11 protein-coding genes are annotated in these 13,756 nt (G+C 70.0%); 6 read left to right on the plus strand and 5 right to left on the minus strand.

All coding sequences use genetic code 11. The annotated features are described in order from the left end of the window. Positions 1–127: 127 nt before the first annotated feature. The 6 genes from ACFOY6_RS06520 (at position 128) to ACFOY6_RS06545 (ending at position 8,250) form a co-directional block, all read left to right on the plus strand. Positions 128–1,285 (plus strand): beta-glucosidase, encoded by a 1,158-nt coding sequence (locus tag ACFOY6_RS06520; RefSeq protein WP_379649659.1) that lies wholly within the window; start codon positions 128–130, stop codon positions 1,283–1,285. Between the two features lie 125 nt (positions 1,286–1,410). Continuing rightward, positions 1,411–3,102, plus strand: a complete 1,692-nt coding sequence (locus ACFOY6_RS06525; RefSeq protein WP_379649661.1) for an ABC transporter ATP-binding protein — start codon at positions 1,411–1,413, stop codon at positions 3,100–3,102. An 86-nt stretch (positions 3,103–3,188) separates the two neighbouring features. Continuing rightward, positions 3,189–4,409: a glycosyltransferase family 1 protein gene (locus ACFOY6_RS06530; protein ID WP_379649663.1), complete on the plus strand. Its 1,221-nt coding sequence runs from the start codon at positions 3,189–3,191 to the stop codon at positions 4,407–4,409. Then, positions 4,402–5,547, plus strand: coding sequence for a UDP-galactopyranose mutase (glf, locus tag ACFOY6_RS06535; protein ID WP_379649665.1), 1,146 nt, complete (start codon positions 4,402–4,404; stop codon positions 5,545–5,547). The genes ACFOY6_RS06530 and glf overlap by 8 nt, the downstream gene beginning before the upstream one ends. 11 nt (positions 5,548–5,558) lie before the next feature. Then, entirely contained in the window at positions 5,559–7,640 is a 2,082-nt protein-coding gene (locus ACFOY6_RS06540) for a sugar nucleotide-binding protein (protein ID WP_379649667.1), read from the plus strand. Positions 7,641–7,731: 91 nt separating this feature from the next. After that, complete coding sequence (locus tag ACFOY6_RS06545) at positions 7,732–8,250, plus strand: ferritin-like domain-containing protein (RefSeq protein ID WP_109518158.1); 519 nt, start codon at positions 7,732–7,734, stop codon at positions 8,248–8,250. An 86-nt stretch (positions 8,251–8,336) separates the two neighbouring features. Here ACFOY6_RS06545 and ACFOY6_RS06550 read toward each other — a convergent pair whose 3' ends face one another. From ACFOY6_RS06550 to ACFOY6_RS06570, 5 genes are all read right to left on the minus strand, one after another. Continuing rightward, positions 8,337–8,663 (minus strand): DUF3325 family protein, encoded by a 327-nt coding sequence (locus tag ACFOY6_RS06550; RefSeq protein ID WP_379649668.1) that lies wholly within the window; start codon positions 8,661–8,663, stop codon positions 8,337–8,339. Beyond that, positions 8,660–10,240, minus strand: coding sequence for a PepSY-associated TM helix domain-containing protein (locus tag ACFOY6_RS06555; RefSeq protein ID WP_379649670.1), 1,581 nt, complete (start codon positions 10,238–10,240; stop codon positions 8,660–8,662). The genes ACFOY6_RS06550 and ACFOY6_RS06555 overlap by 4 nt, the downstream gene beginning before the upstream one ends. Continuing rightward, positions 10,237–10,500 (minus strand): DUF3649 domain-containing protein, encoded by a 264-nt coding sequence (locus tag ACFOY6_RS06560; protein ID WP_379636626.1) that lies wholly within the window; start codon positions 10,498–10,500, stop codon positions 10,237–10,239. Before ACFOY6_RS06560 ends, ACFOY6_RS06555 begins: the two co-directional genes overlap by 4 nt. 82 nt (positions 10,501–10,582) lie before the next feature. Next, positions 10,583–12,862 carry a TonB-dependent siderophore receptor gene (locus ACFOY6_RS06565; protein ID WP_379649672.1) on the minus strand — a complete coding sequence of 760 codons (2,280 nt, stop codon included), beginning with the start codon at positions 12,860–12,862 and terminating at the stop codon, positions 10,583–10,585. A gap of 219 nt (positions 12,863–13,081) precedes the next feature. Next, positions 13,082–13,663 carry a cytochrome b gene (locus ACFOY6_RS06570; RefSeq protein WP_379636630.1) on the minus strand — a complete coding sequence of 194 codons (582 nt, stop codon included), beginning with the start codon at positions 13,661–13,663 and terminating at the stop codon, positions 13,082–13,084. Positions 13,664–13,756 lie beyond the last annotated feature (93 nt).

The following is a 13,756-nucleotide window of genomic DNA, read 5'->3' on the forward strand; positions in this document are numbered from 1 at the left end:
ACAGGTCTCGACAACCCACACCCTACCGAGAACCATTGCGGTGGCCGCCTCCTCAAAAGCGGTCACCTCCTACACCACCACCCGGGACACGACCCCTGGGAATCCGAGCCGAGGTTGAACCCGACGCATGGTCGCCGATGCCACGCCTGCCTTGTTCCGCAGCTTTTTCCTCGGCGGATTTGAATGTTCCACGCACCGCCGGCGTGACGGCCGAAGGCTGGATCTTCTCGCCGGGACCAGACACGACAGGCTGGCTGCCGCCGACTACCAGGCTCTGCGCGAGCACGGCATCGCCGCCGCCCGCGATGGCCTGAGATGGCACCTGATCGAACAAGCACCCGGCGAATACGATTGGTCCAGCGTCCTGCCGATGCTGCGGGCGGCAGAGACAGCCGGCGTGCAGGTGATCTGGGACCTTTGCCACTATGGCTGGCCGGATGATCTCGACATCTGGTCGCCCGCCTTTGTCGAGCGCTTCGCGGCCTTTGCCGCTGCCGCGGCTCGGCTGGTGCGGGAGGAGACGGTAGCGGCGCCCTTTTACTGCCCGATCAACGAAATCTCTTTCTGGTCCTGGGCCGGGGGGGAGATGGGGCGCATCAATCCCGGCACGCGGAGACAGGGTGGTGCGCTGAAGCGCCAGCTGGTGCGGGCCGCCATCGCCGCCATCCGGGCCATCCGCGCGGAGGACCCCCGGGCCCGCTTCATCACCGCCGAGCCGCTGATCCATGTCGTGGCGGGCACCAAACGCGCGGCGCGCCATGCAGAGACCTACCGCCTCTTCCAGTTCGAGGCGGTTGATCTGCTGAGCGGCAGGGCGGAGCCGGAGCTGGGCGGCGCTGCCGACCTGATCGACATCATCGGCGTCAACTACTACCCCGACAACCAGTGGTACCATGGCGGCCCGACCGTGCCGCTCGGGCACCATGCCTACCGCCCGCTCTCCGACATGCTCGCCGAGGCGCACCGGCGCTATGGCCGGCCGCTGCTGATCGCCGAGACGGGCGCGGAAGGATCGGCGCGGGCAGCGTGGCTGCACTATGTCTGCGCCGAGGTCGAGGCCGCGCGGGCGGCGGGGGTGCCCGTCGGCGGGCTCTGCCTCTACCCGGTGCTGGATTATCCCGGCTGGGACAATGGGCGCATCTGCCAGACCGGGCTGTTCTCCATGGCTGGTCCCGAGGGGGAGAGGGCTGTGTTCCCGCCCCTGGCGCAGGAGTTGCGGCGCCAGCAGGAGTCCATGGGCCGGAAGTCCGAACATTCGCCGTCGCCCGATCCGGTGTTTTCATGACGGGAGGCCCTGCGGACAAGCTTCCCGAGGATGATGCCCGACGGCCGGCATACCTCCGTGCGCCCGGCGCCTTCATCCTGCGCTATCTGCGGGGCCGGCCGCTGCATTTCGCCGGATTGTTCATCATGGTCCTCGGCGCGGCATCCTGCGCCATCGGCCTGCAATATGTGACGAAGCTTCTGGTCGATGCCATGGCCGGTCCGCGCGAGGCCGTCGCCATCTGGACAACGGTGGCATTCTTCCTGGCGCTGATCGCCCTGGAGAGCATCCTGTGGCGGCTCAGCGGCTGGCTTGGCTGCCGCACCACCGTGGGTATCGGCGTCGATGTGCGCCTCGATCTGTTCGACTACCTGAACGGCCAGCCCATGCGCTACTTCGCCGAGAACCGGGCGGGTGCGCTGGGCCAGCGCATCACAGCCACTGCCGGGAACTTCGGCGCGCTGGTCAACACCGTCGTCTGGCGGGTGCTGCCGCCCTGCGTGGATTTCGCCGGAGCGCTGCTGGTGTTCAGCCTGGTGGACTGGCGGATGGCGGTGGTGCTCGGCGGCTTCGTGGTTCTCATCACGGCCGGGCTGATCCTGTTCGGCGAGCGCGGGCGGCCCCTGCACCGCCGCTATGCCCAGAAGGGCGGCGAGGTGGCGGGCGAGCTGGTCGACGTCATCGGCAACATGTGGGCAGTGAAGGCGTTCTCGGCCCGGGCGCGGGAGCGTGCCCGGCTGGCCGCCGGCTTCACCGCCGAGGCGGAGGCGCAGCGTGCCTCCTGGATGTACACGGAATGGGCCCGGCTGCTGCACGACGTGGCGTTGCTGGCCATGGCGGGATCGATGCTGTCCTGGGCGGTGACGCTGTGGAGCGGTGGCCGCATCACGCCGGGCGACGTGGTGCTGATCAGCACGCTGACCTTCCGCATCCTGCACGGCTCGCGCGAGATGGCGCTGTCGCTGGTCGACATGGCGCAGCAATTCGGCTTCATCGAGGACACCCTGCACGTCATCGCCCAGCCACAGACGGTGCGCGATGCCCCGCATGCGCAGCCTTTGCGTGCGGGAGAGGGAAGGGTGGAGTTCCGCGATGTGCATTTCTCCTACGGAGATGCGCGCGAGGCGGTCGATGGCCTGACCCTCTCCATTCCCGCAGGCCAGAAGCTCGGCATCGTGGGGCCGTCGGGCGCCGGCAAATCCACCCTGATCCATCTGCTGCAACGTCTCTACGACGTGCAACAGGGCGAGATCCTGATCGACGGGCAGGCCATCCGCGCGGTGACGCAGGACAGCCTGCGGGCAGCTCTGGCGGTGGTGCCGCAGGAGATCCTGCTTTTCCACCGCTCGGTGCGGGACAACATCCGCTTCGCGCGGCCTGACGCCAGCGAGGCCGAATTGCGGGCCGCCGCGCAAGCCGCCTGCTGCGATGGCTTCATCCGCCATCTTCCGCAGGGCTACGACACGCTTGTGGGGGAGCGGGGCGCGAAGCTGTCTGGCGGGCAGAGGCAGCGCATCGGCCTGGCGCGGGCCTTTCTGAAGCAGGCTCCCATCATCATCCTGGACGAGGCGACGTCGGCGCTCGACACGGAATCCGAGATCGAGGTCCAGCGCGCGCTGGTACGGATGGGGCGGGCGCGGACCGTCATCTCCGTGGCGCACCGCCTTTCCACGCTGAGCAGCTTCGACCGCGTCATCGTCATCCAGGGCGGCCGCATCGTCGAGGACGGGGCACCGGCGCTGCTGCGCGCGCAGGGGGGGCTGTTCCAGCGCATGTGGCGGCTGCAGGCAGAGGGGCTGTCGCTGGAGGAGGTGGACTGCTTGTCGATAATTCCTTGAAAGAAATGAGGCCGGGGCAGGAACCGGGGCCATAGGAGCGGGTTGCGGAGTGGTTCCGTTCCGCCCTTGCCAAGAGAGCCCCCCGCATGACCGCTGAGAATTCCGCTCCCGCCAAGAATCCATGGTCTGGTGGCAAGGCTCGTCCCCTGCTGGTCTGCTTCTCGCATCTGCGCTGGAATTTCGTGCAGCAGCGGCCGCAGCATTTGCTCAACCGCGCGGTTGCCGACCATCTCGTCATCTACTTCGAGGAACCTGTCTGGGAAGAAGGGCTGGAGACGGCACGGCTGGATATCCACGCGCAGCCGAGTGGCGTGCGGGTGGCGGTGCCGGTGCTGCCGGCCGGCCTCGGCGGCGACCAGGCCATCGAAGCGCAGCGCGGAATGCTCGACGAAGTTCTGGACGCGCATGCGGGCCAGGAGACGATCTTCTGGTACTATACCCCGATGGCGCTGCAGTTTGCCGGGCACCGCGAGCCGGACCTTTGCGTCTATGACTGCATGGATGAGCTCTCCGCCTTCCGTGGCGCGCCTCCGGAACTCGTCGCGCTCGAAGCCCGGCTGTTCGATCTGGCCGATCTGGTGTTCGCCGGCGGGCAGAGCCTTTACGAGGCGAAGCGCTCCCGCCATCCGAGCGTGCAGGTGTTCCCCAGCAGCATCGACAAGGCGCATTTCATCCGGGCGCGGCAGCCGGGCCGGCAGGATCCTGCCGACCAGCGCGACATCCCGCATCCGCGGATCGGCTTCTTCGGCGTCATAGATGAAAGGATGGATACGGCACTGGTCGCGCGCGTGGCCGCGCTGCGGCCGGAGTGGCATTTCGTGATGCTGGGCCCCGTGGTGAAGATCGACCCGGCGAGCCTGCCGCGCCTGCCGAACCTGCACTGGCTGGGCAGCAAATCCTATCAGGAGCTGCCCGCCTACCTGGCCGGATGGGATGCGGGGCTGATGCCCTTCGCGCTGAACGAGACCACCCGCTACATCAGCCCCACCAAGACGCCGGAATTCCTGGCTGCCGGCATCCCTCTCGTCTCGACCGCGGTGCGCGACGTGCAGCGCCCCTATGGTGCGCTGAGCCTGGTCGGGATCGCTGCGGGCGAGGCCGCGACGGTGCAGGCGCTGGAAGCCGCCATGTCCAGGCCCCGTGGGCCCTGGCTGGCCTCTGTCGATCGCTATCTCGCGGATCTGTCCTGGGATGCGACCTGGGGTGCGATGCACCAGCTGATGCGGCAGCGCGCCGAGCGCTCCCTTCCCATGGCCGTCACCGCCTCCGACCCGGCGGCCGGCACGGGGAGGCGGGTCCATGTTTGACTGGCTCATCGTCGGCGCCGGCTTCGCCGGCAGCGTGCTGGCCGAGCGCCTTGCCTCGCAGCGTGGCGACAAGGTGCTGGTGATCGACAAGCGCAGCCACATTGCCGGCAACGCCTATGACCGCCATGACGCGGCCGGCATCCTGATGCACCAGTACGGCCCGCATATCTTCCATACCAACTCGCAGGCCGTCTTCGACCATCTCTCGGCCTTCACCGAGTGGCGCCCCTACGAGCACCGCGTGCTGGCGCATGTGGACGGGCAGCTCCTGCCGATCCCGATCAACCGCACCACCATCAACAGCCTCTACGGCAAATCCTTCACCACCGAGGCGGAGACCGAGGCCTTCCTGCAAACCCTCGCCGAGCCGGTGGACGAGATCCGCACCTCCGAGGATGTGGTCGTCAGCCGTGTCGGGCGCGAGCTCTACGAGAAATTCTTCCGTGGCTACACCCGCAAGCAGTGGGGGGTCGATCCGTCGGAGCTGGACAAATCCGTCACGGCGCGGGTGCCGACGCGGGTCAATGACGATGACCGCTATTTCGGCGATCGCTACCAGTTCATGCCGGCCGCCGGCTATACCCGCATGTTCGAGCGGATGCTGGACCACCCTCGCATCACCGTCATGCTGAGCACGAACTTTGCGGATGTGCGCAAGCACATTCCGCACCGTCGTCTGATCTTCACCGGCCCGGTCGATGAGTACTACGATTTCCGGTACGGCCGGCTGCCCTACCGCTCGCTGCGCTTCGAGCATGTGACGCTGGACAAGCCATGGCACCAACCCGTGGGCGTGGTGAACTACCCGCAGACCGAGGATTACACCCGTGTCACCGAATACAAGCACCTGACTGGCCAGGAGCATCCGAAAACCAGCCTGACCTACGAGCGCTCCGCCGCAGAGGGCGAGCCCTATTACCCCGTGCCGCGCCCTGAGAATACGCTGCTGTACAAGCGGTACGAGGCGCTCGCCGATGCGGAGCGGGATGTCTGGTTCGTCGGCCGGCTCGCGACCTACCGCTACTACAACATGGACCAGGTTGTGGGTCAGGCGCTGTCCACCTTCCGCCGGATCGAGGAGGCGTTGCCTGTTCCGCCGGCGGGCCATCAGGTCGGGATGGCGGCTGCGGCTCCCTGAGGACGCCCGGCATGCCCCTGGACGCCACGCCGGCCCGGCCTGTCGAGGTCTGGGGCGGCGTCGAGGCCAGCATCGTCCGCATCGGCGAGCGCTGGCGCGACCAGGCGGTGGAGACCGGCCACCGGGCGCGGCCGGAGGATCTGGAGCGCATCGCGGCGCTGGGTATCGGCACGCTCCGCTACCCGGTGCTGTGGGAGAGCGTGGCGCCACGCCATCCGGAGGAGCGGGACTGGTCCTGGCACGATGAGCGCCTCGGCCGCCTGCGGCGGCTGGGAATATCAGTCATCGCCGGGCTGCTCCACCATGGCAGCGGCCCGCGCTACACCAGCCTGCTCGATCCGCTCTTCCCCGAGAAGCTGGCCGCCCATGCGGAAGCCGTGGCCCTGCGTTACCCCTGGGTCCGGCACTTCACCCCGGTCAACGAGCCGCTGACCACCGCGCGCTTCAGCGGGCTCTACGGCCATTGGTACCCGCATCGCAGCGACGCGCCGGCCTTCCTCCGCGCCCTGGTCAATCAGTGCCGCGGCGTGGTGCTGGCCATGCAGGCCATCCGGCGCGTGACGCCGGAGGCCTCCCTGGTGCAGACGGAGGATCTCGGCCGCACCTTCGCCACGCCGCTGCTGCAGTACCAGGCGGCGTTCGAGAACGAGCGGCGCTGGCTCTCCTTCGACCTGCTCTGTGGCCGCGTCGGTCCGCTGCACCGGCTGTACGCCTTCATGCGGGCGAACGGCATCGCCGCCGCCGAGCTGGACTGGCTGCGCGCGAATGCGCGGCCGCCCGACATTCTCGGCATGAACCACTACCTGACCAGCGACCGCTATCTCGATGAGCGCCTCGAGGCCTATCCGGCCTCGGCGCAGGGGGGCAATGGCCGGCACCGCTATGCCGATGTCGAGGCGGTGCGCGTCGACCTGCCGGCCGGCGCCCTGGGGCCGGCAGCGAGGCTGCGGGAGTTGTGGGACCGCTACCGCCGGCCTGTCGCCCTCACGGAGGTGCACCATGGCTGCACGCGCGAGGAGCAGCTTCGCTGGCTGGCGGAAGGCTGGGACGCCGCCGTGGCGCTGAAGCGGCAGGGGGCGGATGTGCGGGCGCTCACGGTCTGGGCGCTGCTGGGGGTGAGGGACTGGAACTCCCTGCTTCTGCGGCAGGATGGCTTCTACGAGCCGGGCGCCTTCGACATCCGCAGCACGCCGCCGCGCCCCACCGCGCTGGCGGCGGCCACCGCCGCGCTGGCCAGCGGCCGGCGCTTCCATCACCCGGTGCTGGACACGCCCGGATGGTGGCGGCGGCCCGGCCGGCACTACGTCACCCCCGCAGGCGGCGTTCCGGACACGGTGCGCGCGGCCCCCCCGGTGCTGATCACCGGCGGAGCGGGGCGAATGGCGCGGGTGCTGGCGCGGCACTGCGCCATGCGCGGCCTGCCGGCCGTGGCGTTGCCGCGCGCCGCGCTGGATATCACCGATCCGGCCGCCGTGGAGGCCGCGCTGGCACGGCACCGGCCCTGGGCGGTGATCAACGCCGCCGGCCATGGCCCCGAGGCCCGCGCGGCGCGCCCTGGCGAGGCCATGGGGGCAGGCGTCGTCGCGGCCGCCTGTGCCGCGTCGCGCCTGCCTTTCCTGCTGATCTCTGCGGGGCAAATCTTCGGCGGCAGTGGCCCGCGCGCCTTCACCGAGGAGGATACGCCCCTGCCATGCTGCCGCTTCGGCCACGACAAGGCGGCCGCCGAGGCGCTGGTCCTGGCGGCGCACCCCACCGCCCTCGTCATCCGTGCCGGCCGCCTCATCGAGATCGGCGCCGCCGGCGGCGCGCCCGATACGCCGGCAGCGGCCGTCAGCCACATGCCCGATCTGGCACAGGCCATGCTCGACCTGCTGGTGGATGGCGAAAGCGGCATCTGGCACCTGACCCACCCATCGGCGGAGCCATGCGCGGAGCCCGCGCCGGCGCCGCCGGAGGGTGGCACCGTCTGCCTGGCCTCCTGCCGTGGCCATCTCATGCCGCCGCTTGGCGCTGCGCTGCGGGCAGCGCTCTGGCCCGCCGCCCGGCCGCCCGTCGGCGCGGGCGAGGTCTTCCTGAACGGCAGCTCAGCGTGAGGGCGGGCCCCGCGCCGGTTGGAACCGTCCTCCTCTGCCCAGGTTGAGTCGTCTCGGCCCGGCATCGCCGGGTGGAACAGGGAGACAGGATGTGAGCGACACGCAGCAGAAGGCGCAGGAAGTCTACATCGCTGGCCTGCGCAACCAGCACGGGGTGGAGAAGCAGGCGATCCAGCTGCTGGAACGGCAGGTGGGGCGGCTGGAGAACTACCCGGAGATGGAAGCGCGCATGCGCGCCCACATCGCGGAATCAGAGCAGCAGGCGCTGCGCATCGAGGAGATGCTCGCGAGCTTCAACACCAGCCATTCCACCGTGAAGGACACCGTGCTGCAGTTCATGGGGAACATGGCGGCGCTGGCGCATGCCCCCGCCTCCGACGAGGTGGTCAAGAACAGCTTCGCCAACTATGCGTTCGAGCATTACGAGATCGCTTCCTACAAGTCGCTGCTGACGCTGGCCGAGCTGGTGGGCCATCAGGCCGGGCTCAGCGCGCTGCGGCAGTCGCTGCAGGAGGAGGAAGCCATGGCGCAATGGATCGACGAGCATCTCGGCCCGACCACCTTGACCTATGTGCAGCGCGCCGCGCAGGGCTACACGGCGGGCGTCTGAGGCGCGGCGCCGCGGGCCGCCCTTGCCGGCGCAGGATTGCCCGCGCCGGCATGGCGCAGCCCGCGCCTGCCGTCACGCGCCGGCCATCAAGCGCCGGCCAGGGTGGAGACGAGTCCCAGCACCAGGAAGCCCGCCGAGATGGCGGGCGCCGCGCGCGGCATGTAGCAGACCGACAGGACCAGCAGGTTGGCGGCCGCTGTCAGCAGGCCCAGCCAGAGCAGGGTTCCCATCCCCCATCCCTCCGCCAGGACCAGGGAAGCCAGGGCGGCGGCGAGCAGAAGGAAGCCGAGGCCGGACAGCAGCCTCCGCCGCCGGGGCGTGACGGCGCGCCGGCCCAGGATCTGCTCGTGATGCCGGGCCATCGCCAGGCACAGCGCGGTGAAGCCGGAATAGGCGAGGGCGAAGGCCATCATTGCGGAAGATCCGCCACGGGCCGCGCCGGGGCCTGACGGGCCGTCCGGCCGGACGGAGCCGGCGCCGGCCGGCGCCGCACCACCTTCCAGCACAAGCCTGCCAGCATCACGCCGCATGCGAGCAGGCCCAGGTCGAACCCCGCGCGCACCATGTCTCCGTCTTCCAGGGTCGCGAGGAGATGGCGCCCGGTCGAGATGGCGTTCAGCACGGGCAGCAGCAGGAACCCGGCCGCCCCGGCTGCGAGCTGCTCGGCCCAGGCGCGGCGGCCCGGGCGGAACAGTGGGTGCAGCAGGCACAGGCCCCAGGCGATGAAGAAGACATGCACCTCCCACGCCGCGCGCTCCGCCATGCCGGATGGCAGCAGCCGGTTGGCCCAGAAGAAGGCGGCCATGGCGAATGGCAGGCCCGCTATGGCGGCGATGTTGAGGTGCTCGACCAGGCGCGTGCCGAACCCGATCCTGCCCTGCCGCGCCGCCTGCTGGCGTTGCTTCACGGCCCAGAGGATGCACCCGGTGGCCACCATCACGGTGCCGGCAAGGCCGGAGAGCAGAAAGAGCGCGCGCAGCAGGGGGCCGGCGAAGCGGCCGATATGCAGCCCGTACATCACGCCGCGCAGCTCGGCCGCGGGACGATCGGTGCCGCTGGCGTGAAGGAGAGCGCCGGTGGCACCGTCGAAGGTCAGGCTCTGCGCGTTGTTGGAGATCCGCGCGGAATCCGCGCGCACCAGCTGGATGGTGGCGCTGGAATCGCCCGGATTGGCCACGACGATGCGCCCGATCGCGCTGCCCGGCCAATGCCGCTGCGCCTTCTGCACGAGGGGGGCGATGGGTACGAGCGGCGCGGCGCTGCCGGTGCGCTGGCGCTGCGGCGGGTTGCCGAAGGCCTCCGCGTTGAAGGCCGCGCGCTGGTCACCCGGATAGGCGGTCCCGACGCCCCAGGGCATCACCATCATCATGAAGAGCACCAGCCCGGTGTAGGTGATCATGAGGTGGTAGGGCAGCGCCAGGACGGCGCAGACATTGTGCCCATCCAGCCAGGAGCGCTGGCCCTTGCCGGGGCGGAAGGTGAAGAAGTCGGCGAAGATGCGGCGGTGCGTGATGACGCCGCTGACGATGGCCACCAGCATGAACATGGTGCAGATGGAGACGATCCAGCGCCCCCACAGCACGCTCACGTAGTGAAGCTGAAAGTGGAAGCGGTAGAAGAACTCCCCGCCCAGCGTATCCCGCGCCGCCACGGGCCGGCCGGTGTCGGGGTCGAGGACCTCGCTGCGGAAGCCGCGCCCGCGTGCGGCCGGGTCGCGCCAGAAGACGCGGGTGGTGGTCTCCCGCGCATCCGGCAGGGTGATGAACCAGGCCGGCGAGGCGGGGGCGATTTCCTGCATGGCGGCCACCGCCACGGCGGCATTGTGCGGGCCGGGCCTGGACAGCGCCAGCTCCGGCCGCATCCAGTAGGAGATCTCCGGCCGCAGATACGCCGCCGTGCCGGTGAGGAAGACGGCGAAGAGCACCCAGCCGACCAGCAGGCCGGTCCAGGTGTGCAGCCAGGCCATGGACTGGCGGAAGCCATCCTTCACGGTAGGTGACCCTGCAGGAGGAAAAGGACCAGGGCGAGGGCCGCCGCGACGGCCGCGAGGCCCGCCCAGGCGCGCAGGACGTCCGGGGCGGCGAAGGCCCAGACGATGGCGGCGGCATAGACGGCGAAGCTGGCCATGGTCGCGGTCAGCACCGCCTCCGCCCGCGGCATGGGCAGGCCGAGGGAGAGCGCGGCGGTGAACAGCGCCGCGACGGCATAGCCGCCCCCCGCACCCGCCAGCACGCGCAGGGCGATGCCCATTGCCCGGCGCAGCGCCGCGCCCGGCGGAAGCCGGGTGCGGAACGCCCGGCCGGTCCCTGCGGGAAATCCCGGCATGGGCCGGTCAGAACCGGTAGCGGACGGAGCCGGTGACGGTGCGGCCATAGCCATACCAGCAGCTGCTGTAGGCGAAGCAGCTGTTCACGTAGCGCGTGTCCGCCAGGTTGCTGACATTGACCGCCGCCTGCATCCCCTCGAGGTTCCGGCCGAGCTTGCCCAGGTCGTAGCGCAGCGCGGCGTCGAACAGCGTGGCGGCGTCGACCTTGAAGGTGTTGGCGTCGTTGCCCCAGGAGGAGCCGAGATACCGGACGCCACCACCGAGGCCGAGGCCCTCCAGCCGGCTTCCCTCCGGCAGGGTGTAGTCGAGCCAGGCGGAGGCCGTGTGGCGCGGCACGCCCCAGGGCGTCTTGCCTTCCAGCGCCACGGTGGAGCCGGTACGGGCGGGGACGAAGCCGTCATCCACGCGCGCTGTGTTGTCGCTGCGGCTGAATTCCACATCCTGGTAGGCGTAGGCCGCCGTCAGGCTCAGCCCGGTCATCAGGCTCGCCTTGGCCTCCAGCTCGATGCCGCGGGAGGTCGTCTCGCCGGACTGGACGCTGAACTGCGGATTGGCCGGGTCGGTGGACAGCACGTTCTGCCGCACCAGGTCGAAGGCCGCGACACTCAGCAGGAGATTGGTGCCCGGCGGCTGGTAGCGCAGGCCAACCTCGTACTGCCGGCCGCGCGTGGGGTCGAAGGGGTTGAGGAAGCGGTCGGTGCCGCTCTGCGGCTCGAAGCTCTCGCTGTAGCTCACATAGGGCGCGAAGCCGCTGTCGAAGAGATACACGGCGCCGACACGGCCGGTGAAGGCATGGTCGGTCTGGCGCGAGCTGCTGGTGCGCAGGCCGGTCGCGACGGCGCTGTTCTCGGTGGTGGAGTCCGACCAGTCGAGGCGGCCGCCGAACAGCAGCACCAGCCGCCCCAGCTTCACCTGGTCCTGCAGATACGCACCGAGCTGGTTCTGCCGCTGGCTGCTGTAGGTGCTGAAGCCGGGCCAGAAGGTGGCCTGGTTGGCATAGGCCGGGCTGAACAGGCTCTGCCGGGGCAGCCTCTGCCCCAACGGCGTGGTGGAGAGGGCGGAGCCCGTATAGGTGTCGCTCAGCACACGGTAGTAGTCGAGGCCGGCCAGCAGGGTGTGCTGCAGCGGGCCGGTGCCGAAGCTGAACTGCGCCTGGTTGTCGATCGTGAAGACGTCGAAATCGGCATCCGTGCCGTAGACCGAGCGGACCAGGCTCAGATAGTCCTGCGTGATGCCGGCGCCATAGACGCTCCGGTACTCGCCCTTGGTGTGCAGGTAGCGGAAGTTCTGGCGCAGCGTCAGCCAGTCGCTGGCACGATGCTCGGCCAGGTAGCCGGCCATGTAGTGCTCGCGGTTGGAGCGCTCCAGGTTCGGGTCGCCATCGTAGAAGCGGGTGCCGATGCGGCCGCGGGGGTTGTGGAGAACCGAGCCCCAGGCCGGCACGCTGCCGTAGGAGCCGGATTCCGGATCGCGCTGGTAATGCGCGAACAGGGTGATGCTGGTGTCCTTGCTCGGGCGCCAGGTGAGCGAGGGGGAGAAGAAGTAGCGGCGCTCCCGCGTTTCATCCAGCTCGCCATCGCCCTCGGCATAGGAGGCGATGAAGCGCCCGAGCCACTGCCCGTCCTCGTCCAGCTTCCCGCTGAAATCGCCCGCCGCCCGGTAGCGGTCGCGCGTCCCCGCCTCCAGCAGCACCTCGCGGATGCGCTCCTCCGTCGGGCGCTTGGTGATGGCGTTGACGAGGCCGCCGGGCGGCGAGGCGCCGTAGAGCACCGAGGCCGGGCCGCGCAGCACCTCCAGGCGCTCCAGCCGGTAGGCATCGATGCTGGGATTGGCGTCGCGGCCGCCCGCCAGGCGCATCCCATCGAGGTAGGTCGCCGGCGAGTAGCCGCGCAGGGTCAGCTGGTCGAGGCGCACGGCGGTGGAGCCGCGCGTGTCGGTCACCGCGCCGGCGGTGTAGCGCAAGGCCTGGTTTAGGTTGCGCGCATTGCGCGCCTCGATGTCGTCCGCGGTGACGACAGAGATCGATTGCGGCGTCTCGATGATCGGCGTGTCGGCCTTGGTGCCCGAGGCGCTCACGCCCGCGACGAACCCCTGCACAGGGCTGTGCCCCCGCTCGATGCCTGCCTGCACATTCACCTCGGGCAGGACAATGCTGCCGGAGAAGGCCTCGGCCGCTGTTCCTTCCTGCGCCAGGGGCAGGGCGGCGGGCATGGCGATGGCTGCCGCGGTCAGGGCCATCAACGCGCCGGCGCGCCGCGCCGGGCCCGGCTGTTCACCTTCTGTCATGGAAAATCGCCCTTGCCGCCAACGTGCTAATGATAATCGTTCGCATAATCTTTCTGGGCTGTAACAGGCAAGGGTTCGGGTTACAATATCTCCGGCCCTGGGAGGCTGGCGCCTGCCGTGTGGCCGCCGCGCCACAGGGCCCGCGGGGCGATACTTCCTGAACCGATCGGCAGGCAGCCCGCACCGGCGGAGGAGGAAGGGTACGGTGGCCCGCCCCGGTCAGCGCCGGCCGGCTTCCGTGCCGGCGGCCGGGAGAGAGGCCGCGCCGCCACCCATGCGCGCCCAGGTGCCATCCCGCCAGACGCGGTGGTGCACCAGCACCATGACGACATGCCCGGCCACGGCCGCCAGCAGCATCCAGGCCAGCAGGCCGTGCGCGAGATCCGCCGGCGCCATCAGGGCATCGATCCTCTCCCGCCCGCCCGGCAGGAGCGGCAGGCCGAACGGCGCGAAGGCCCGGCCGGACCCGTAGTGGCGCAGCAGCGCCAAAGCCGGCACGGCCAGCATCAGCCCGTAGAGCGCCAAATGGCCGAGCCGGGCCGCCTGCCCGGCAAGGCCCGCCGCATGGCGCGGCCGCCGCCGCAGGTTGAGCAGGCTCCAGGCGCCACGGGCAAGCACCAGCACGAACAGCAGGCTGCCGACGCTGACATGGCTGCCGACCATGAAGGCCGTCACCGGGGAGCGGCCGACCGTGAGCCGCACCGCCATTCCGGCGAACTGCCAGAGGAAGAGCAGGGCCATGCCCCAGTGCAGCAGGCGGCTGACCAGGCCGTACCGCGTCGGATCGTCACGCCATCGCACGGGCAGCAGGCTCCTGTTCCGCCATGAGGACCGGGGCTGCGAGCCGGCCGCCGCCCGTCCTGCCACGGGGCCGGCGGGCTGGTGGCAGGGCAG

Source organism: Teichococcus aestuarii, assembly GCF_042651065.1.
GTDB classification, from domain to species: domain Bacteria; phylum Pseudomonadota; class Alphaproteobacteria; order Acetobacterales; family Acetobacteraceae; genus Pseudoroseomonas; species Pseudoroseomonas aestuarii.

Excerpts from the sequence above, each read along its gene's own strand:
- ACFOY6_RS06540 (WP_379649667.1), top strand. The coding sequence starts at position 5,559 with ATGCCCCTGGACGCCACGCCGGCCCGGCCTGTCGAGGTCTGGGGCGGC.
- ACFOY6_RS06550 (WP_379649668.1), bottom strand. The coding sequence starts at position 8,663 with ATGATGGCCTTCGCCCTCGCCTATTCCGGCTTCACCGCGCTGTGCCTG.
- ACFOY6_RS06520 (WP_379649659.1), top strand. The coding sequence starts at position 128 with ATGGTCGCCGATGCCACGCCTGCCTTGTTCCGCAGCTTTTTCCTCGGC.
- glf (WP_379649665.1), top strand. The coding sequence starts at position 4,402 with ATGTTTGACTGGCTCATCGTCGGCGCCGGCTTCGCCGGCAGCGTGCTG.
- ACFOY6_RS06530 (WP_379649663.1), top strand. The coding sequence starts at position 3,189 with ATGACCGCTGAGAATTCCGCTCCCGCCAAGAATCCATGGTCTGGTGGC.
- ACFOY6_RS06525 (WP_379649661.1), top strand. The coding sequence starts at position 1,411 with ATGGTCCTCGGCGCGGCATCCTGCGCCATCGGCCTGCAATATGTGACG.
- ACFOY6_RS06565 (WP_379649672.1), bottom strand. The coding sequence starts at position 12,862 with ATGACAGAAGGTGAACAGCCGGGCCCGGCGCGGCGCGCCGGCGCGTTG.
- ACFOY6_RS06560 (WP_379636626.1), bottom strand. The coding sequence starts at position 10,500 with ATGGGCATCGCCCTGCGCGTGCTGGCGGGTGCGGGGGGCGGCTATGCC.